The organism is Flavobacterium labens, assembly GCF_048286755.1.
Lineage (GTDB): Bacteria > Bacteroidota > Bacteroidia > Flavobacteriales > Flavobacteriaceae > Flavobacterium.
In genome coordinates this window covers 1,480,257-1,500,715 of record NZ_JBLVPL010000001.1, presented here as the reverse complement: position 1 = coordinate 1,500,715, position 20,459 = coordinate 1,480,257, and the positions used below count along the sequence as shown (strand labels likewise).

Annotated in this window: 18 protein-coding genes; 5 read left to right on the top strand and 13 right to left on the bottom strand. The window is 33.9% G+C overall.

Translation table 11 applies throughout. The annotated features are described in order from the left end of the window. The 5 genes from ACNQF8_RS06530 to ACNQF8_RS06510 all read right to left on the bottom strand — a co-directional run bounded on the left by ACNQF8_RS06530 (position 1) and on the right by ACNQF8_RS06510 (position 4,069). The gene (locus ACNQF8_RS06530; protein WP_417951264.1) at positions 1–924 is read right to left on the bottom strand and encodes a PstS family phosphate ABC transporter substrate-binding protein; all 924 of its coding nucleotides are present in this window, start codon (positions 922–924) and stop codon (positions 1–3) included. A gap of 233 nt (positions 925–1,157) precedes the next feature. Then, on the bottom strand, positions 1,158–1,955 hold the full coding sequence (locus ACNQF8_RS06525; RefSeq protein ID WP_417951263.1) for an energy transducer TonB: 798 nt from the start codon (positions 1,953–1,955) through the stop codon (positions 1,158–1,160). A gap of 37 nt (positions 1,956–1,992) precedes the next feature. After that, complete coding sequence (locus ACNQF8_RS06520; RefSeq protein ID WP_417951262.1) at positions 1,993–2,541, bottom strand: ExbD/TolR family protein; 549 nt, start codon at positions 2,539–2,541, stop codon at positions 1,993–1,995. 19 nt (positions 2,542–2,560) lie between these two features. Beyond that, positions 2,561–3,160: an ExbD/TolR family protein gene (locus ACNQF8_RS06515; protein ID WP_417951261.1), complete on the bottom strand. Its 600-nt coding sequence runs from the start codon at positions 3,158–3,160 to the stop codon at positions 2,561–2,563. Positions 3,161–3,250: 90 nt separating this feature from the next. Next, the gene (locus tag ACNQF8_RS06510; RefSeq protein WP_315208847.1) at positions 3,251–4,069 is read right to left on the bottom strand and encodes a MotA/TolQ/ExbB proton channel family protein; all 819 of its coding nucleotides are present in this window, start codon (positions 4,067–4,069) and stop codon (positions 3,251–3,253) included. Between the two features lie 374 nt (positions 4,070–4,443). On the opposite strand from ACNQF8_RS06510, the gene ACNQF8_RS06505 reads away from it, so the two are divergent. Both ACNQF8_RS06505 and ACNQF8_RS06500 read left to right on the top strand, forming a co-directional pair. Further along, positions 4,444–5,964: a helicase HerA-like domain-containing protein gene (locus ACNQF8_RS06505; protein WP_417951260.1), complete on the top strand. Its 1,521-nt coding sequence runs from the start codon at positions 4,444–4,446 to the stop codon at positions 5,962–5,964. Positions 5,965–6,024: 60 nt separating this feature from the next. Beyond that, on the top strand, positions 6,025–6,387 hold the full coding sequence (locus ACNQF8_RS06500) for a cupin domain-containing protein (protein ID WP_417953091.1): 363 nt from the start codon (positions 6,025–6,027) through the stop codon (positions 6,385–6,387). Positions 6,388–6,443: 56 nt separating this feature from the next. Here the strand turns inward: ACNQF8_RS06500 and ACNQF8_RS06495 are convergent, their stop codons facing one another. Both ACNQF8_RS06495 and ACNQF8_RS06490 read right to left on the bottom strand, forming a co-directional pair. Next, positions 6,444–7,781: an FAD-dependent oxidoreductase gene (locus ACNQF8_RS06495; protein WP_417953090.1), complete on the bottom strand. Its 1,338-nt coding sequence runs from the start codon at positions 7,779–7,781 to the stop codon at positions 6,444–6,446. Between the two features lie 62 nt (positions 7,782–7,843). Beyond that, positions 7,844–10,234: a penicillin acylase family protein gene (locus ACNQF8_RS06490; protein ID WP_417953089.1), complete on the bottom strand. Its 2,391-nt coding sequence runs from the start codon at positions 10,232–10,234 to the stop codon at positions 7,844–7,846. Between the two features lie 163 nt (positions 10,235–10,397). Here ACNQF8_RS06490 and ACNQF8_RS06485 point away from each other — a divergent pair, with 163 nt between their 5' ends. Together ACNQF8_RS06485 and ACNQF8_RS06480 are read left to right on the top strand one after the other, a co-directional pair. Next, on the top strand, positions 10,398–11,039 hold the full coding sequence (locus ACNQF8_RS06485) for a flavin reductase family protein (protein ID WP_417951256.1): 642 nt from the start codon (positions 10,398–10,400) through the stop codon (positions 11,037–11,039). 3 nt (positions 11,040–11,042) lie between these two features. Next, a complete protein-coding gene (locus ACNQF8_RS06480; protein WP_417953088.1) occupies positions 11,043–12,575 on the top strand; it encodes a cryptochrome/photolyase family protein in 1,533 nt (510 codons plus the stop codon). A 74-nt stretch (positions 12,576–12,649) separates the two neighbouring features. Here ACNQF8_RS06480 and ACNQF8_RS06475 read toward each other — a convergent pair whose 3' ends face one another. Next, positions 12,650–13,072, bottom strand: a complete 423-nt coding sequence (locus ACNQF8_RS06475; RefSeq protein WP_417951254.1) for a YMGG-like glycine zipper-containing protein — start codon at positions 13,070–13,072, stop codon at positions 12,650–12,652. 101 nt (positions 13,073–13,173) lie between these two features. Next, positions 13,174–14,448, bottom strand: coding sequence for a kynureninase (gene kynU, locus ACNQF8_RS06470; protein ID WP_417951253.1), 1,275 nt, complete (start codon positions 14,446–14,448; stop codon positions 13,174–13,176). Between the two features lie 177 nt (positions 14,449–14,625). On the opposite strand from kynU, the gene ACNQF8_RS06465 reads away from it, so the two are divergent. Further along, the gene (locus tag ACNQF8_RS06465; protein WP_417951252.1) at positions 14,626–15,360 is read left to right on the top strand and encodes an SIMPL domain-containing protein; all 735 of its coding nucleotides are present in this window, start codon (positions 14,626–14,628) and stop codon (positions 15,358–15,360) included. Between the two features lie 192 nt (positions 15,361–15,552). Here the strand turns inward: ACNQF8_RS06465 and queA are convergent, their stop codons facing one another. The 4 genes from queA to ACNQF8_RS06445 form a co-directional block, all read right to left on the bottom strand. Next, on the bottom strand, positions 15,553–16,602 hold the full coding sequence (gene queA, locus ACNQF8_RS06460; protein WP_282713097.1) for a tRNA preQ1(34) S-adenosylmethionine ribosyltransferase-isomerase QueA: 1,050 nt from the start codon (positions 16,600–16,602) through the stop codon (positions 15,553–15,555). A 174-nt stretch (positions 16,603–16,776) separates the two neighbouring features. Beyond that, the gene (gene aroA, locus ACNQF8_RS06455) at positions 16,777–18,006 is read right to left on the bottom strand and encodes a 3-phosphoshikimate 1-carboxyvinyltransferase (RefSeq protein ID WP_417951251.1); all 1,230 of its coding nucleotides are present in this window, start codon (positions 18,004–18,006) and stop codon (positions 16,777–16,779) included. 106 nt (positions 18,007–18,112) lie between these two features. Further along, complete coding sequence (locus ACNQF8_RS06450; protein WP_035668323.1) at positions 18,113–18,439, bottom strand: nucleotide pyrophosphohydrolase; 327 nt, start codon at positions 18,437–18,439, stop codon at positions 18,113–18,115. A gap of 2 nt (positions 18,440–18,441) precedes the next feature. Continuing rightward, positions 18,442–20,457, bottom strand: coding sequence for a transglutaminase family protein (locus tag ACNQF8_RS06445; protein ID WP_417953087.1), 2,016 nt, complete (start codon positions 20,455–20,457; stop codon positions 18,442–18,444). Positions 20,458–20,459: the final 2 nt, after the last annotated feature.

Genomic DNA, 20,459 nt, shown 5'->3' with positions numbered 1-20,459 from the left:
TTATTTTTTATCATTTTGGTCTTTACCAATTATTGTAAACTTTCTTGTTGGAATACGAACCGGTAGCAATCCAGATTTTAAAATTATTCTTTGTCCGACATCTCCAGCAACAAATGAGGCAAAGCCCATTCCTAAACCTGAAAAACCTTGACAATTGATTATATACAAATCGCGTGCCAAAGGGTATTTTCCTTCTGCAATATTATTTTGCGATGGGATATAATAGTTATCACTTTTAAGACCTTTAACACCTAAAGAGGTAACGTTATCAACGTATTTTTGCATTGCTGGCAAAGGTTGTGAAAGCCAATTAACACCAACTACTCCAATCATACCATCATTTTCTGAGACATACTTTATAACTTCATCATTAGATTTAAATGAGAAAACACCATTTTCAGGAATAGCATTTATACCTGCCAATGAATTCATATATCGAACAGTACTTGAGTTTAGATTATCAAAAACCAACCCTTTGATTGATGCAACAGGCTTGCCTTGCATGAAACTAATAACATCTTGTAACGCAACCAGCGTATCTTTATTGCTTTTGTTTCCTATAAAAGCTATAGCATCGGTAGCAAAAACAGTTATTTTAGGATTAATTTTTCTTTGTTTGAAAATCTTCAATTCTTCGGCAGACAAATTTCTAGATAAAATAGCAATAGCTGCTTTTTCTTTAAATAAAGAGTTGACTGTCTCAGATTCAGATTTAGCGACAAGCGTTACTTTGGCTTCGTATTCATTTTCAAATACTGAAACTTGATCTTCAACAATAGGTGCTAAGGTTTCGTCTACATAAATGATCGTCGAACCTTTTAGAATAGTTTCCTTAGCATTTTTATCTGATATTTGATTACATGCAAAAACCAATACTGCTACTAAAAACAAAATAAAAAGAGAAAGTTTAGAATGATTTTTCATGATCTAGTTATTATTATCATTAATAATTCGGAAGAATCTAAAGGAGGCATAAACAATAAGCAAAACACCAAAAGCTATTCTATAAGTAGGTGTCATTGATAAAGGAAAATTCTTCATAAAGATAATAAATAAACCTAAAACAAGATAAACTAGAAAAAACAAAATTCCTAAAACAAGAAGAAATCGCTCTTTAAGCGATTTCTTCTTAATATTATTAAGTATGTTATTTAACATTATTCTGCAGATTGAATAGTAATAGGAAGCGAATAAAGTACTCTAACTTTTTTACCATTTTGCTCACCTGGAGTCCATTTAGGACATTTTTTCAAAACACGGATAGCCTCTTTTCCAGTACCGTAACCAATATCTCTAATTACTTTGATATCAGTTAATGAACCATCTTTTTCAACTACAAAAGTAACATAAACTTTACCTTTTAATCCTTCTTCTTCTGGAGTTTGATAGTTATTACCAACAAATTTATAAAACTTGTCAATACCACCTGGAAAATCAGGTTTAACTTCAATACCAGCAGTGTTATAAATTTGGTTATCAACCTCTTCTACAACAGCTGCAGTTCCTGTACCTACTGGTTCAACAGTTAAGACAGCATCAGGATCTCCTTTAATAGTTTCTGCACCTAATTTCTTATCTTTTATTTCGACAGTTTTAGGTGGTTCTTCGGTTACCTCTTCCGCTTTAGCAACAACAGGCTTAACAAATTTTACCTGATCTACTTTTGGCGGTGGTGGAGGTGGTGGAGGAACATCTTTTTTTACTTCTTCTTTTTTAGGAGGTAATTTGATACTAACAATTTTAGTATCTAAAGTATCATCACCATCAGAAGAATCAGGCAATAACCCTAAAATAAGTGGCATACTAACTGCTATAGCAAAAATAATTGCACCAAAGATAAGCGCTCTAACAGTAGTCTTGTTATTTGATTTTCTTAGTTCGTAAGCGCCATAAGCCTTATTACGACCTTCGAATACAATATCAAGCCATTGGTTTGTGAATATATCTAATTTCATTTTTCTTAATTATTAGGTTATAGAGTAAATATGAATATTATTTACTTTCTAACAATTTTAGTTCTTCTGGAGAAAAATCATTAACAATTGCATTAGAAGGTACTCCTACAATTGCCATCTCATCAAGTATATCTACTAAATTACGATAATTTGATTTTTTACTTGGTTTGATAATTACAATTAAACCTTTGTCTTTGTTCCCAGTGTATTCAACTACTGATTTTTTTCTTTTCAATAATTCCTTACGAATTCCTTCTTTACCATAAGAAATATCTTTAGGACCAGCAATTGGAGTTGCTAATAAACCCATATAATATACCATTTTATCATTGTCTCCTAATAAAACCGTTAGTGTGCGGTTTTCGTCAACTTTGATTGGCTTATCCTTAGTCTTATCATCTTCTTTATCTGGCAAACCCAAAGGCATCGATTGCGGTTTAGACAACGTAGTTGTAAGCATAAAGAATGTAATCAATAAGAATGCCAAATCCACCATAGCAGTTAAATCTACTTTTGAATTTGATTTTTTACTTCTTACTTTTCCACCTTTTTTGCCTCCACCGTCGCCAGTATTTAATTCAGCCATTTTAGTGTATTTTTTTTAGTTATTTATCTGTTGCTCTTAAACCAGTAACTAGGTTAAAGCTATTGATTTTTTGATCTTGTAAAACATCCATTACTTGTTTGATAGCAGGATATTCTTCTTTCGCATCACCTTTTATGGCAATTTGCAATTCTTTATCATTTACATCAATATTTGCAATACGAGAATTGTAAATCCATTCTTTCAATTGATTATCTAGTGAATCCTTAGGAACCCCTGATTGTACACCAGGCTTACTTCTGTCAGCAGTTTTCATAGCAATCAATTGTTTAAGTCCTGAAATTGGAACTCCAATACCTTCCATTAAACCAAAAGTTTCAGATTCACTTTCTGTAAATTCAACACCATATTTTTGTCCCATCAACTCAAGAGCTCTTTTTCTAACCTCTCTCCCTTTCAGGTCGTAGAAAACTTTTCCTTTACCAATAGTTATAGTAGCTAAATTATCTTCTGGCAACTTAGATTGAACCGTTGACGCAGGCGTATCTACTGGCAATGCTTCCGGTATCTTAGCCGTTGCTGTCATTACAAAGAACGACAACAAAAGAAAAGCGACATCACACATAGCAGTCATATCGGTAGACCCTGCTTTTTTCTTCATTTTTATAGCCATCAATATTATTTTTTATATTTACAAGAAAATAGGATCTTTCTTTTCAGACCACTATTTTCCTGTAAATTAAATTATTAATTATTTTTGTGTACTTCTGAAGTGTCTGTAAGTATTCACAATTGTATTACCCGCCTCATCAATAGAGTAAGTCAAAGTATCAATTTTAGAAGTAAAAAAGTTGTAAGCGATAATTGCTAATGCTGAAGTAGAAATTCCTGTAGCTGTATTAATCAATGCTTCAGAAATACCATTTGCAAGTGCAGCTTGATCCGGAGTACCAGCAGCAGATAAAGCACTAAATGCTTTAATCATCCCTGTTACTGTCCCTAATAATCCCGCAAGAGTTCCTAAAGATACCATTGTAGAAAGTACAGTCATGTGCTTCTCTAACATTGGCATTTCTAATGAAGTAACCTCTTCGATTTCTTTGTGGATAGTTTCTGCAGCAGCTTCGCTGTCTAAACCTTCTCTTTTAACTTCTTGATATTTCAATAAAGCTGATTTTATTGGATTTGCAACAGAACCTTTTTGTTTGTCACATGAAGCGATAGCTCCTTCAATATTACCTGCTTTAATATCTTTTTGTACACTTGTCATGAATTGATCAAGATTTCCTGTACCAGCCGCTTTTGAAATTACAGCATAACGCTCAAATGAGAACACAACAACCATTAACAATAATCCTAACAATACTGGTACAATAGGACCTCCCTTGTAAACCATTGCTAACATATTCCCAGGTAATGGATGACCTGTATTAACGCCGCCCTCGAAATTAGCGCCATTACCCATTATGAAATTCCAAATTAACCATCCAACAAAAATACATGCTACAATAATGATTCCTGAAATCATTCCTCCTCCGTTTGCCGCTTTTTCTTTTTTAACGTTTGCCATTTTTTTTTAATTTTAATAGTTTTAAATAAATTATCTTAGTTATATTAAACTTGTAGTGGAGCAAATTTATATTTTTAGTTTAAATAAAAAAACTTTTTTTTATTTTATTATAATTAAATTTATTTCAAAAACATATTCACCATTTGTTAGCTTACATTTATATCAATAAACACAATCAAATAGTCCTTTTTATATAAAATACCATATTTTTTTAAGAATAATTAACACAATATTTCAAAAATAAACTATTTAGCAAGAAAACTATTATTTTATACTATTAACAATAAAAAAGCAGGAAAACTGCAGTATGCACTAAAATTTCAGGTTTTGTAAAAAAAATAATACCTTGCAAATGATTTAAATCTATACTTATTATGAGCAGAAAAGCAGATTTCATACAACAAATTACAGACGGATATAGTTCTAAAGGAGAAAGCATTACTCTTGGGGGAGCCATATTAGACGGAGAAGCTTTGGCTGACGTACATGTAAAAATACCTCTAAAAACATTAAACCGTCATGGATTAATTGCCGGTGCAACTGGAACAGGAAAAACCAAAACCATACAAGTATTATCAGAACAATTATCATCCTTTGGAATACCGGTATTGATGATGGATATAAAAGGAGATTTTAGTGGTATTGCAAAAGAAGGAGAAGAGAAAGCATTTATTACCGAACGTCATGCTAAAATAAACATCCCTTATAATACGGCAAATTTTCCTGTTGAATTATTGAGTTTATCTGAACAAAATGGTGTACGTCTTCGCGCTACTATCTCTGAGTTTGGACCGGTTTTATTTTCCCGAATTCTAAATTTAAATGACACCCAAGCTGGAGTTGTTTCTGTTATTTTCAAATATTGCGATGATCATAAAATGCCTTTATTGGATTTAAAAGACATCAAAAAAGTAATTAATTATATCACTGAAGAAGGAAAAGACGAAATTGAGGAAAGCTATGGTAAGATTTCCACTTCAACAACGGGTACAATACTTAGAAAGATAATAGAATTAGAACAACAAGGTGCCGAACTATTTTTTGGCGAAATGTCTTTTGAAGTTGACGATTTAATGCGCATTGACGAAAATGGAAAAGGATACATCAACATCTTAAGATTAACCGACACTCAAGACAAACCAAAACTATTTTCAACATTTATGCTGAGTTTATTAGCTGAAATTTACCAGCAAATGCCTGAAAAAGGAGATTCGGATCAACCAGAATTAGTAATTTTTATTGATGAAGCTCATTTAATTTTCAACGAAGCCAGCAAAGCATTATTAGAACAAATAGAAACGATAGTAAAACTAATTCGTTCTAAGGGAATTGGAATTTACTTTATCACACAAAACCCAATGGACATTCCAAGTGGTGTTTTGGCGCAATTGGGTTTAAAGATCCAACATGCTTTGAGGGCTTTTACTGCCAATGATCGAAAAGCCATCAAACAAACTGCAGATAATTACCCTACATCTGAATTTTATAAAACTGATGAAATCTTAACTAGCCTAGGAATTGGTGAAGCGCTCGTTACAGCTCTGAATGAAAAAGGAATTCCAACACCACTTGCAGCTACAATGATGCGTGCTCCTATGAGCCGAATGGATATTTTAACCGAGAGTGAGATTCAAGAAATCAACAACAAATCTAAACTGGTGAAAAAATATAGCGAACTTATTGATCGCGAAAGCGCTTATGAAATGCTAAATAAAAAAATTACCGTTATTGAAGAAGAAGCTGCAGAGCAAGAACAGGAAAAAGCATCTGAAAAAGAAGAAAGTAAAGGTCCAAGCACCGCTAGTGTAGTGGGGAAATCTGTTTTAAAAGTATTGACAAGTGCTACTTTTATAAGAGGTGCTTTTGGTGTATTAACCAAAATGTTTAAAAAATAAAGTATAATACCCTTTTAGAATTAAACCTCTAAAAGGGTATTTTAAAAAATAACATTAAAAATGAAAAAATATTTTATTCAAAAAACACCTTTTGTTGTTCCAACAACTGATGGCAAATTGATAGAAGAACATCACGGAATTGCAACCACAAACAATCCTGAAATTTCAATCGCCCATATGATTGCTCCGCCTAAATGGAGCGAACCCTTTCAAATACCAGAATTTGAAGAGTACACCTATGTCATAAAAGGAAAAAAGCAATTCATCATCGAAGATGAAATTGTAATTCTTGAAGCGGGTCAATCTATAAAAATTGAGAAAAATACTCGGGTGCAATATTCCAATCCTTTTGACGAACCTCGTGAATATATTGCCATTTGTAAACCTGCTTTCGATTTTACTAAAGTTCACCGTGAAGAATAAACAGTGTGAGTAAAATAAATACTATCGTAAATATTCAAGTGAGTAACTTGGAAAAACTATCGCAACAGCTCTAGTATTTTATTTTCAACAGCTTCTGAATCCCATATTTCAGTAATATTCTCCATTTTCAAAACTTCTTCCATAATAGCATTTTGATAATCTCCAATAGCCAAAGCTTCTGCATAAGGACGATTACTAAAGGTAACTCTACTATAAAGTGGAATCCATTTTTCAGGATATTTATCTGAAAATGATTTTTCTATTTTCTTTTGCAACAAGAATTTCTCATCAGCCGTTTTAGAACTCATTTCCATAAAATTGCGATAGGAAAGTTCTGCAATGGCATCAGCATTAGGTTTACGGGATTTTTGGTATTCAGAGAAAATCGTTTCCCAATCATCGCCATACTTTTCAATCATATCATAAAGAATCGAAATATCCTCAAAGCCCGCATTCATTCCTTGTCCGTAAAATGGAACAATGGCATGACAAGCATCACCTATTAAAGCAATTTTATCTTCATAAGTCCACGGAAAACATTTCATGGTCACCAATGTACTTGTTGGATTTTTAAAAAAATCCTCAGTCAATTTTGGAATTACATCAATAGTATCCGGTAAATTCTTTTCAAAAAAAGCTTCTACCGCTTTTTGATCTTTCAAAGAAGCAAAAGAATTATCGCCTTCAAAAGGCATGAACAAAGTGCAGGTAAAACTTCCGTCCAAATTAGGTAATGCAATTAACATATATTCACCTCGCGGCCAAATATGAAATGAATTCTTGTCTAGTTTATGCGTTGCATCCGAATTTGCAGGAATATTTAATTCCTTATATCCAATAGGTAAAAATTCTTGGGAATAATCAAACATGCTTTGACGTTGCATGCGATGGCGGATTCTGGAAAAAGCTCCATCAGCACCAAAAACCATATCGTATTTCATTTCTTCCCAGGCACCTCTTTCAGTTTCTCCAATATGCAAAGTAGCATCATCAAGGGTTACATCCCAGATTTTATGTTCGAAAAAGAATTCAGCTCCTGCAGCTTCTGCCAAATCTATCATTTTCCTGTTCAAAGTCCCTCTGGAAATGGAGTAAATAGATTCGCCTACTTGTCCATAATTTTGAAAATTAAGTTTATCAACAAGATGAATGGCCCTTTTATCCATCGGGATGGCAATTTCTCGCACGGCATCACCCACTCCTACGCCATCAAGCGCTTTCCAGCCTCGGTTAGACATAGCTAAATTAATAGAACGACCGGAAAACTGAATTTGTCTAATATCTGGGCTTCTATCGAAAACATGAACCGTATGACCAGCTTTGCGAAGGTAAATAGCTAATAAAGATCCAACTAATCCAGAACCTACAACCGCTATTTTTTTTGGAATTTGCATTAATTTTTTATAAAAAGTTAAGCAAAATTACTGATTTTATTAGACTAAGAACTTTAAAACTATTAATTTTTACGTGGAATAAAAATCAATTTTGTTGAAGTCCTAACAATCTCCTCCTTGTTCAGCATCATTCTTCTAAATTTTCCTGCATTGTAAAGCTCCGCTTGATCACTGTAATGCGCGCTTAAAGGATTCCCCGATTGCCCTGTAGGTAGGACACTCCAGCTATTTTCTATATCCGAAAAATCAATAATCCTTCTCGTTGACGGACCTCCTTTTACGATATAATTTCCATCATCGGTAAAATCAAAAAACAAATTATTAATAACTTCTGTGGAACCTGAAACTTCAAAAGGACCTACATTGAAAATCCTTCTTAAAGCAGCCACTTTCCCCAACGGATGCTGATGTTCTACCGTATGCACTTTATTCCAAGTCCAATCAGTAACTGTCGCTCCCAATTGTTCTTCTAAAGCTATAATCGACTCTTTAAACGATTGTGATATAATTTTACTTCGGGTTTCTTTTTCGTTTTTAGTATTGACATTATCCCACCAAAGTGACGTTGCATTAACAATTTGCTTTGCGATAATTTGCTTCATAATATGAGTTCCTAAAAATTGCTTGAAATTAGCGGCGCCAAGTTCATCCTCGAAAGTATTTTTCAAATAGTTAAAAATCCATTTATTGTAAATCGTTGGCCCAACATCAGCAAGGTTATTCGAACCTTTCCATTCTTTCAAAACTGTCAAAGCTTCTTTCTCGTTTTCAGAAAGTGATTTCTCGTCCAAATTTGAGATTAACTGCTTCACTACTTCCGGGGAAACAGATGATGTATTATCAAAAATCATTTCCCCAACAGCAGTTTTATCCCAATTTGATTTTGGCTCTAATAACTGCGTAATTCTTTTTGCTCTGTCTTCAGGAAGGTAATAACCTGGATATAAAAATCCATCTATAGGTTCCGGCTGATTATTAGCAGAATATACATAATTCCATTTTGGATTTACTGCCGAAGGATTTTTGGAAAAATCTAAATATTCTTTAATATCATCTTTACCACTGGCACCATCCAAAATAAAATTAGGGTTTACGTCCGCATTATGCTTGTATAATTTTCCCGTTGCCCACCAAGCCACATTTCCTTTGGCATCACCATACATCACATTCAATCCTGGCGCCGCTATTAAACTGACCCCTTTCTGGAAATCGGCTTTACTTTTAGCGTGCGAAAGTTGATAAACAGCATCTAGAATTTGTATGGGTTGCTGCGTATAAATCCAAGACATTGCAACAGGTTTATCTTTTATTAAACCATCAATCAAGTCATTAACAACCGGCCCGTGGCGAGTCACTTTTACATTCAAAACCACATTAGCAGAATCTTTTACTTTTATTGTTTTTTTTCGAATTTCATACGCACTGAAACCAGTTGGTGTCTTATAAGCATTTGCATCATTTGGATTATTCTCCTCTTGGTACAAATCAATATCATCATTCTCAAACATTGTCAAACCATAAGCATACTCGCGATTGTGCCCCAATAAAGGATACGGAGTTCCAGCCAGATAACAACCATACAATTCAAAATCTGGCGTTACAAGATGTGCTTCATACCAAGTTCCCGGTTGCGAAAACCCAATGTGTGGATCATTAGCAAAAATGACTTTCCCGTTTTTAGTTTTCTTTGGAGCAATAACCCAACTGTTACTTCCTATAAAAGGAGAAATTGGAGACTGATCTAAAATCGAGGCTACTGACTTTGAAATAGCGCTATATTCTTGAGCAGTTTCTTTGGCATTTTTAATTCGGGTGGTATTAAACGAACCATCAATACCAAAATCTTTGAGATACTCCATTCCGTATTTGTTTCGAATATCAGTAAATAACGGATCTGATTTTTGAGCCATCGCAAAACTAAAAGACATGTATCCAAAAATATTATAAACGTCTTTGATTGTAAATTTCTCTTTTTTGACGCCTACCAAACTGAATTCTATTGGTGTAGTTCCTTCGTCCATATATTGATTGATTCCATCTAAGTAAGCCATCGTCAATTGATAACTTGGACTGTTTTTATCCAAGCCTGCGATTGCTTTGGAGGAAGCTTCTTCGATTCCCAATCCAGCAAAGAATTTATCGTTTTTCAATGCCACTGAACCAAAAATTTCTGATAATCGTCCCGGTGCAATTCGACGCATCAATTCCATTTGCCATAATCGATCTTGGGCATGCACATAACCCAAAGCCATCATCGCATCTTTTGAATTTGTTGCATAAATATGTGGAACGCCAAACTCATCAAAATACACTGTTGTTTCTTTTTGAATATTTTTCAGTTGCAATTTGCCTTCGTATTTTGGTTTTAAATAAAACCCATAAATAATTAAAGCTACCGCTAAAACGGCTACTACCGAAAGTAAAGTCAGAAGGACTATTTTAAGTTTTTTCATATTTAAATAAATTGATAAACAAATATATAGGATTTGAAAATGATTTAAAACAATTTATTTAAACGAGTGTAGTTTTAGTAAAATCGATTAAATACAATTATTTTGTTTAATTTATTTTAAAATTAATTAAACAAAAAGTATATTTGTTCCAAATTAAAAAGATATGAAACACATTTCTAGAGATGATATTTCTCAAATGGAGAAAGTCGAAAGATTGAATTTAATTAATTCTTGCACTGGTTATAAATCAGCTAATCTTCTAGCTACAAAATCCCTTGATGGAAAATCTAATGTGGCTATTTTTAGCAGCGTAACGCATTTAGGAAGCAATCCTGCTTTGATAGGATTTATCATGAGACCCACAACCGTACCAAGAGACACATATAAAAACATCCGAGAAACTGGTTATTTTACTGTAAATCATATTACGTTAAACATGATTGAAGATGCGCACCATACATCGGCAAATTATGAATTAGGTATTTCTGAATTTGACAAAACCAATCTGGAAGAGGAATATAAAAATGATATAGAAATTCCATTTGTAAAAGGAAGTCCCGTGCAATTGTATTGTAAGTATGTAAATGAATATTACATCAAGGAAAATGATACGATTCATGTGATTGCGTCAATCGAAAATTTATTTTTTGAAGAAGAATTAGAAAATAAAGACGGCTGGCTACAAATTGACAAAGGAAATGTTGTGGCACTAAACGGACTCGATGGGTATTGTTTACCCAAATTAGTGGATCGTTTTCAATATGCTCGAAAAGAAATTCCAACCACTTCATTTTTCAAAAAATAAAAAATGAAAAAGCTGCGATTAATCCTTGGTGATCAGTTGAATTTAGAACACTCTTGGTTTCAAGAAAGTGATGACAACACAATATATGTTTTGACCGAAATGCGTCAGGAAACGGATTATGTAAAACATCATATCCAAAAAGTAGTGGCGTTTTTTCTGTCGATGAGGAATTTTCACACAGCGATAAAAGAAAATGGACATCAAGCAGTCTATTTTCAAATTACCGATGCTGAGAATCCACAAAATTTAGAAAAAATCATTGCCTTTTGTATTGAAAAATATAAAATTCAAAAATTCGAATATCAATTACCCGATGAATACCGCCTGGACCAACAACTAAAAACGATTTGTTCCAATCTAAAAATCGAATCAGAGGCATTTAACTCCGAACATTTTTACACCACGCGTAACGAACTTTCTGATTTTTTTGAAGGAAAGAAGTTGTTATTAATGGAGAATTTTTATCGGAGCATGCGCAAAAAACACCATGTTTTAATGGATGGAAGCACTCCGTTAGGCAATCAATGGAATTTTGATGCTGATAATCGCAAAAAATATAAAGGTGAAGTTCCGGTTCCTTCAGAAAAAAATTTCCATACCAATGTTTCTGAAGTTATTGCACAAATCAAAGAAGCAGGAATCATGACTTTTGGAAACATCGATCCAGATAATTTCAGTTGGCCTACTTCGCGTGAGCAATCATTGGAGGTTTTAGATTATTTCTGCACTAATCTGCTGAAACATTTTGGTGATTACGAAGATGCGATGCATACAGATGAAAAATTCCTTTTCCATTCCCGTTTATCTTTTGCAATGAATAGTAAAATGCTTTCGCCAAAAGAAGTAATCGAAACCGTTCTTTCTTTTTATCATGTAAATGAAACTGAAATAACTATCTCACAAGTCGAAGGATTCGTAAGACAAATTTTAGGTTGGCGCGAATACATCCGAGGAATTTATTGGAAAGAAATGCCCAATTATGCCCAAATGAACATCTTGGAAAACACAAATAAATTACCAGATTTTTTCTGGACGGGTAAAACCAAGATGAATTGTATGAGCCATGCTATCAATCAAAGTTTAGACGAAGCTTACGCGCATCATATTCAGCGGCTGATGGTAATTGGAAATTTTACGCTACTCACACAAATTCATCCTGATGAAGTAGACGCTTGGTATCTTGGCGTGTACATAGATGCTATTGAATGGGTCGAAATGCCCAACACTCGAGGTATGTCACAATATGCAGATGGTGGAATTATAGCCACAAAACCCTATGTTTCCTCCGGAAGTTACATCAATAAAATGAGTAATAATTGTGCCAAATGCCATTACAATGTAAAAGAAAAATTTGGAGAAAAAGCGTGTCCTTTCAATTCGTTATATTGGAATTTTCTAGATGAGAAAAAAGAATATTTTAAGGGAAATCAACGCATGGGAATGATGTTGAATTTATTAAATAAAATGAATCCCGAAGAATTATATAAAATTAAAGTTAAGGCCAATGCCATTATTCAAGACATGGATTCCTATTAAACTGAAACATCCATAAATAAAAAGAGTGCTTAAATTCTATACGAACTTAAACACTCTTCATTATAAGAATAAATTTATTCCTTTTTACTTCCGTCTATAATAGCTCCTGTTCCCGCACCAATACCAGCACCTGCAACACCACCAATTATAGCTCCTTGAACTTTTTTCTTACTTATGATTGCACCTGTGGCAGCTCCAACTCCAGCTCCAATTACAGCACCTTTAGCAGTACTACTCCAACCTTTCTTTTGTGTGGTTGTAGTAGTTGTAGTGGTCGCAGCCGGTTGATTGACAACAACAACTTCTTTTTGAGTTTCAATTTTAGCTTCCTCAATTTTAGCCATTTCAACCTGCATGGAATCAATAACTCTTTGTTTTTCAATTTCTACTTTCATTGAATCTACAGTCGCTAGTTTCGCTTTTTCAATTTCCATTTTTCCTTGATTTTGACAAGAAACAACAACTGCAGCTATTAGTATAAAATATAATGCTTTCATAATTTTAAGTTTTGTAATTAATAACGCTACAAAGAAACATGTAAAACTATCAATAACCTTTATACAATTTAAACTATTTTTTATATAATTCAATGTCTAAATTATTTTAGAATACCCGATTTCAATATTTGTCCAAAGTGATACATGTCTTCAAAAGAACAATACAATGGAACTGGTGCTAACCGAATTACATTAGGTTCACGCCAATCCGTAATCACCCCATTTTTCATAAGATAATCAAACAAACTGCGTCCTTCCCCATGCAGTAGCACTGATAATTGTGACGCTCTTTCTGATGGATTTGACGGTGTAATAATTTCGAAAGTACTATCGACTTCTTTGTCTATTTCATGCAGAATGAATTCTAAATACGAAGTAATTGCATCTCTTTTTTGAATTAAAGCGTCCATTCCTATTTCATCAAACATTTCCACCGATGCTAAATAAGGTGCCAAAGAAAGCACTGGTAAATTACTTATTTGCCAACCATCGGCTCCATGAATTGGGTCAAAAGTTTGTTCCATTTTGAAACGACGTTCTTTATTGTGTCCCCACCAACCCGCAAATCTTGGTAACTCCGAATTGTTGTGGTGTTTTTCATGAATAAAACATCCTGAAGCATTTCCAGGACCTGAATTCATGTATTTATAACTGCACCAAGCTGCAAAATCTACATTCCAATCGTGCAATTCCAGTTTTATGTTTCCTGCAGCATGCGCTAAATCCCAACCCACATAAGCACCCGCTTTATGACCAGCAGCAGTTATGGTTTTCATATCAAAAACTTGTCCTGTGTAATAATTAACACCGCCAATTAAAACTAAAGCCAACTCGTCACCTACCTCATCAATTTTGGCCAAAACATCTTCTAAGCGAATGTTGTGTTCGCCTTCGCGACGCTTGATTTCAACAATCGCATCTTCTGGTTTGTAACCATGAAAATGAACCTGACTTTGAAACATATATTGATCCGAAGGAAATGCTTTTTCTTCGCAAATAATTTTATATCTTGTCTTTGTTGGTCGGTAAAAAGAAACCATCAACAAATGAAGATTTACGGTCAATGTATTCATCACAGTAACTTCACTCGGTAACGCGCCCACAATTTTACTCAACGGATTTGCAAATCGCTCGTGGTAATCCCACCATGGTTTATTACTGTAAAAATGACCTTCAACGGCGAGATTTGCCCAATCATTCATCACCTCATCTACATAATTTTTAGTACGTTTGGGTTGTAATCCCAGTGAATTTCCTGTAAAATAAATTACTTTTTTTCCATTTACCTGGGGAAAAATAAATTCATCTTGGTATTTATGTAATTGATCTTGTGAATCAAGTTGTTTTGCAAATTCAAGGGTGTTTTCGAAAGTCATGATTTGTATTTTGTTTTGTAAAAGTAGTAAAAAAGGACCGATAGATAAAAGACTTTTAACTGATTGGTATACCATAAAAGAGTTAAATTTTCGAATGCAAAAAAATAGTTTCAGATTCCTATACGGAATTAAGGAACTACTCGTTATTTAACTATATTGAATTTAAAACTCCTAACTATGCTTAAAAACAGTTTGAACGTTATTATTATTGCTATCGCCTTGGTAATTTCCTCGTATTTATTTTCGAATGCTTTTCAGAATCGAAATAAAAGTAATGATACCATAAGTGTTACTGGCTCGGGAAAGAAAGATTTCGTCTCGGATTTGATTGTTTGGAACGGTTCTTTTTCTAAAAAAAGCGTGACATTGAAAGAAGCCTACGCAGCATTGGATTCTGACAGAGAGAAAATAAAAAGTTATTTATCAGGCAAAGGAATTGCTCCGAATGAGATGGTATTCTCAGCGGTGAGTTTCAATAAAGATTTTGAAACTACCTTTAACGAAAACGGAACGACAAGACAGCAAATTTTTACTGGATTTACCTTAACCCAAAGCGTGAGCATCCAATCAAAGGAAGTAAATAAAATTGAGGAATTATCCAGACAATCTAGTGAGTTAATAAATTCTGGTGTGGAATTTTATTCGTCTCCTCCTGAATATTACTACACTAAACTTGCCGAATTAAAAATAAAAATGATTGCCGAAGCTACAAAAGACGCCAGTATCAGAGCTAAAAGTATTGCTGAAAATGCAGATGCGAGTTTAGGAAATCTAAAAAAATCAGACATGGGTGTTTTTCAAATTACGGGTCAAAACTCATCGGAAGATTTTTCTTATGGCGGTTCCTTTAATACGCAATCCAAAAACAAAACAGCTAATATTACGGTACGACTGGTGTACCAAGTGAATTAGGAATACAAATCATAAATCCTCCCGAAATTGTTTTGTGTGAGGGATGGAAGCGGCATCCTTTATTTTCTTTCTTTAAGAAAATAAAGATACAGCGTACAGCCCGACCCTTGGGGCACACACAAAAAAAAATCTCGCCATTACTGACGAGATTCTGTTATTTAGAATATGATTATCCCGAAGTTTCGGGACAGATTAGATGATTAACATCGCGTCACCGTAAGAATAGAATTTATACTCTTCTTTGATAGCTTCCGCATACGCTTTTTTCATTAAATCATGTCCACAAAATGCGGAAACCATCATTAATAAAGTTGATTTTGGCGTGTGGAAATTAGTAATCATACACGTTGGAATTGTAAAATCATGTGGAGGAAAAACAAATTTATTTGTCCATCCATCAAAAGGATTCAAAGTGTTTTGTGACGATACTGAACTTTCAACGGCACGCATAGAAGTGGTTCCTACGGTACAAATACGTTTCTTTTTAGCTTTGGCTTCATTCACAATATCACAAGCTTCTTGAGTAATTTTTAATTCCTCAGAATCCATTTTGTGTTTTGATAAATCCTCAACCTCAACTGGGTTGAAAGTTCCCAAACCTACGTGAAGCGTTACTTCGGCAAATTTAATTCCTTTGATTTCCAGTTTTTTTAATAAATGTTTCGAGAAGTGCAATCCTGCAGTTGGCGCTGCAACAGCTCCTTCTTCTTTAGCATAAATGGTTTGGTAACGTTCCGCATCTTCCGGGGTTACGTCTCTAGAAATATATTTTGGGATTGGAGTTTCTCCAAGTTCTGTTAATTTATTTCTGAATTCTTCATAAGAACCGTCGTAAAGAAAACGCAATGTTCTTCCACGAGAAGTCGTGTTGTCGATAACCTCAGCTACTAACGAATCGTCATCTCCAAAATATAGTTTGTTACCAATTCTGATTTTACGAGCCGGATCAACTAAAACATCCCAAAGTCTTTGCTCAGAGTTTAATTCTCTAAGTAAAAAAACTTCGATTCTTGCTCCAGTTTTTTCTTTGTTTCCATACAAACGCGCTGGAAAAACCTTAGTATTATTCAAAATTAAAACATCGCCGTCATCAAAATAATCGATAACATCTTTGAACATTTTATGCTCTATAGTTCCTTTCTTACGATCAATAACCATTAGACGTGCTTCGTCTCTGTTTTCAGCCGGATATTCAGCAAGAAGTTCTTTAGGTAAATCGAATTGAAAATGTGATAATTTCATTTGATAAAGTTATGAGTTATAGATTATGAAGTGTGAGTTTTGAGGTCATGCTTCTAAATCGTGTGCAAATATACGATTGTGAGATAGGCGTTGTCAAGTGTTTTGCTGTTTAATTTAGTTTCAAAATTGCAAAGTAACAAAGCAGCAAAGCTTTAGCCCCGTAAACATTGAGAATTAAGATGTAATTTCAGATACATTAAAATCTAATTTTTTCATGTCTTCCCAAAAATCAGGGTATGATTTAGAAACTACTTCGGCATTTTCGCTAATTATTGGCACTTTTAAAGCTAATGGGGCAAATGCCATCGCCATTCTGTGATCGTTATAGGTAGCGATTTTAACATTGTGATTGATTTCATTTGAAGCCACAAGCGTCAAGCTATCATTAGTCACTGAAATATTGGCTCCTAATTTTGTTAACTCAATTCTAAGTGCTTCGAGTCTGTCAGTTTCTTTAATTTTCAAGGTGTGAAGCCCAGTAAGATGGCAACCAATTCCTAGTCCAAGGCAAGTAACCACTATCGTTTGAGCGATATCTGGCGTATTATTTAATTCTAAGTTTAAAGTTTCGGGTTTAAAACCCACTTGTTTTGTAAGCGTCATTTTGTTTTCTTCAAAATGCGTTTCAACTCCCATTTGTTTGTAGATTTCAACCAAAGCCGAATCGCCTTGTAAACTGGTTTTTTTATAACTGGTCAATGAAATAGTGGCATTTTCAGCCAAAGCAGCCAAACTAAAAAAGTACGATGCAGAACTCCAATCGGATTCTACGGTCATTACTTTCGTTTCAACTTCTTGTTTTGGATAAACGGTAATTACATTCCCTTCGAAACTGGTTTTAATATCCAAATCATTCAACAAAGCCAATGTCATTTTTATATAAGGAACTGAAGTAATCTCACCTACTAAAGTGATTTCGATACCATTTTCCAGTTTTGGCGCCACTAATAACAATGCCGATATGTATTGACTGCTTACATTTGCAGGAATATTAACCTTAGAAGCTGTGATTTTTTGTCCTTTGATTCGAATTGGCGGATAACCCACTTCTTTCTCGTAAGAGATTTTCGCACCCAATTGTTCCAAGGCTTCCACCAAAACTTTTATGGGACGCTCTGTCATTCGCTGAGAACCAGTTAAAATTACTTCACGACCTTCGTTTACTGCAAAATAAGCCGTTAGAAATCGCATCGCTGTTCCCGCATGATGAATGTCAACTATTTCTTCATTTCCCTTTAAAGCTTTTTGCATCACTTCACTGTCATCTGAATTAGAAGTATTGGCCAAAGTAATATTTGGAAACAAAGCTTGCAATAATAATAGTCTGTTGGTTTCGCTTTTTGAACCGGTAACTGCAATTTGAGCTTGTAAATTAGAATGGGAAGTTTGTAACAGTAAATTCATATTTTTAATTATGAGTTATGAGTTATAGCTTTCGCTTACGACTCAAAAAATTTAAGGTCGCAATTTACCACTACTCACTCACAATTCATAATTTACAATTCACAAATTATTTGAGTTTTTCGTTGTTTTTGTGACGATCTTTGTCTCGAATAGATTTTAAATCCATCTTTTTATCGAAAGCAGCCTGCAAATCGATTCCAGTTTGATTTGCTAAACACAATACTACAAAAACCACATCAGCTAATTCTTCACCAAGATCTTTGTTTTTATCACTTTCTTTTTCGGATTGTTCTCCATAACGGCGGGCAATAATTCGGGCTACCTCACCTACTTCTTCAGTAAGTTGCGCCATATTGGTCAATTCGTTAAAATAACGAACGCCGTGTTCTTTGATCCAAGTATCTACGTCGAGTTGGGAATTTTTTAGGTTCATGATTATATTTTAATTAATACTATTCTCTCATTTTGTTTTTCAATCATTTTTTGATAAAACTCTTTCAACATTGGATAATAATCTGCAACAACGATTGGTACGTTTATTTGATGCGTAAGTACTAACTGAATCAAGTTTCCAGATGTATTTATCATAAATTTAAATCCTCCCAAATTATCCTCCATATTTAAAAGTAGCGGAGTAGGAATTGTTTCGACTTTATAACCGTCTGGGATTTTAATTGTAATGTTATATTTATCGATAAAAGGAAATCCATAATCTACAGGATAAGCCCTATTTTCTTGTTTAAAAGGATTTTGTTCTACAGCAAAAAAAAGCATTGGATTTATATAAATTGCACCACCAATGTTCTCACTAAAATTTGAACCAGAAAACGAAAAATTCTCCACAATTGGTAACTTTAAATCATTTTCGTTTGTTCTTGAATACTCACTTATCTCTATTTTATTATTATCATTCTCTAATTTTTCAAGATAAGCATCTTCTTTAACATTCTTGATATTTCCTCTAAAAATAATCGCATTATAATCTGTTCTTTGACGTTTCAACTTTCCAGAAACTTGTCCGTTAATATCAATCTCATAGCTCATCATTACTACGTCATTTGATGGGACCTTCGCCATTAAATCTACTTCTATAGAAGTACCGTCATTGCGTATCAATCTTCCTACCCAATTCAAAGCCCTCAATGGTAAAACATTTGGAGTTGAAAATCGATCCGTAGCATCTAGCAACACCAACCCTTTAGGCGTTTCAACTGCAGCAATAACATAATTAAAAGCAGTTCTATTAGGAAACAGTGCAATTCCGTTAGAGCGAGTACTCACTAAAACAGGATTTGCAGTTAATCCTGCATAACGCAACATGGCTGTAAGCATCAGATTAATTTCGGCTACATTACCCGTTTTGTCTTTATATGCTTTTTTCACCCCATCATTGCAGGAATAACCATAATAATCATTCCATTTTACAGTTTCTTTTACATAATTAAAAATTGCTAAAAACTTTTCTTCAGGTGAAGAAAGCCCTGCAATAACAACTTTTAAATCTTCCTCAAAATACCCTGTTTTATTCAATTCAGGCCCAAAATCATCATAATCATAAATTGTTTTAGTTACTGATGCCCAATCGGCAGATAACGTCTTGTAAGGTTGATTCGGGAATTTTATAACAGAAAGTTCGTGAGAAACACTTGTAGTGTAGTTTGCAATATTATTCACATAAGCTTCCTCTTTCATAGCAGGAAGATTTTCTGCAACATAAACAGTTCTAGTTTCTACAAATTCTAACTTTTCTTGAGTAGAAATACTACCCAATCTCTCTCCTGGACTTGCTTTTGGTCTATAAGAATAACTTAAAGACTTACTGCTACTCTCCTTGGTGATTTTCGGAGAAATAAATCCTTTTATGTTTGGATTGTACACAAAATACTCTGGTATAAAAGTTTTAAATTCAGAGTAATTAACGGGAATACTCGATTGAAAACTCCACTCTGTTAACTCACTAAAGCGTGATGAACGAACTATGTACTTAAATTCTACAACGGACCCAACTTTTACATTGGGTAGTGTTATTTTTTTCTGACCCCAATATTTATTTACCTTTTCATCAAACTCGCCATCACTTTTTAGTTTCGTTTTCTCAATCTTGCCATCTATAAAATTATAAGTAACAACATCTGAAAAAGACACTACTTCTTTCGCATTTGAACCTATGTAATAACTAACTGCTTTATTTGCCCACTCATATCCCTCTTTTTTATAAATTTTGATACGAGTTGTAACCTCTGTAATCATCTTAAAACCATCATCTTGACTATATTCAAAATCAACTGCTCCTTTTTCAAACAGAATAGCAGCAACGGCGGTAGAATCTGTCGGGTTATTTTTTTCCTGGAGTTCTTCTATTGAAACTTTCCCTAATTTAAATTCTTGTGCGTTTGTATCTAAAACAAATAGAACAAGAAATAACGATGCTATAACTTTGATTATTTTCATTT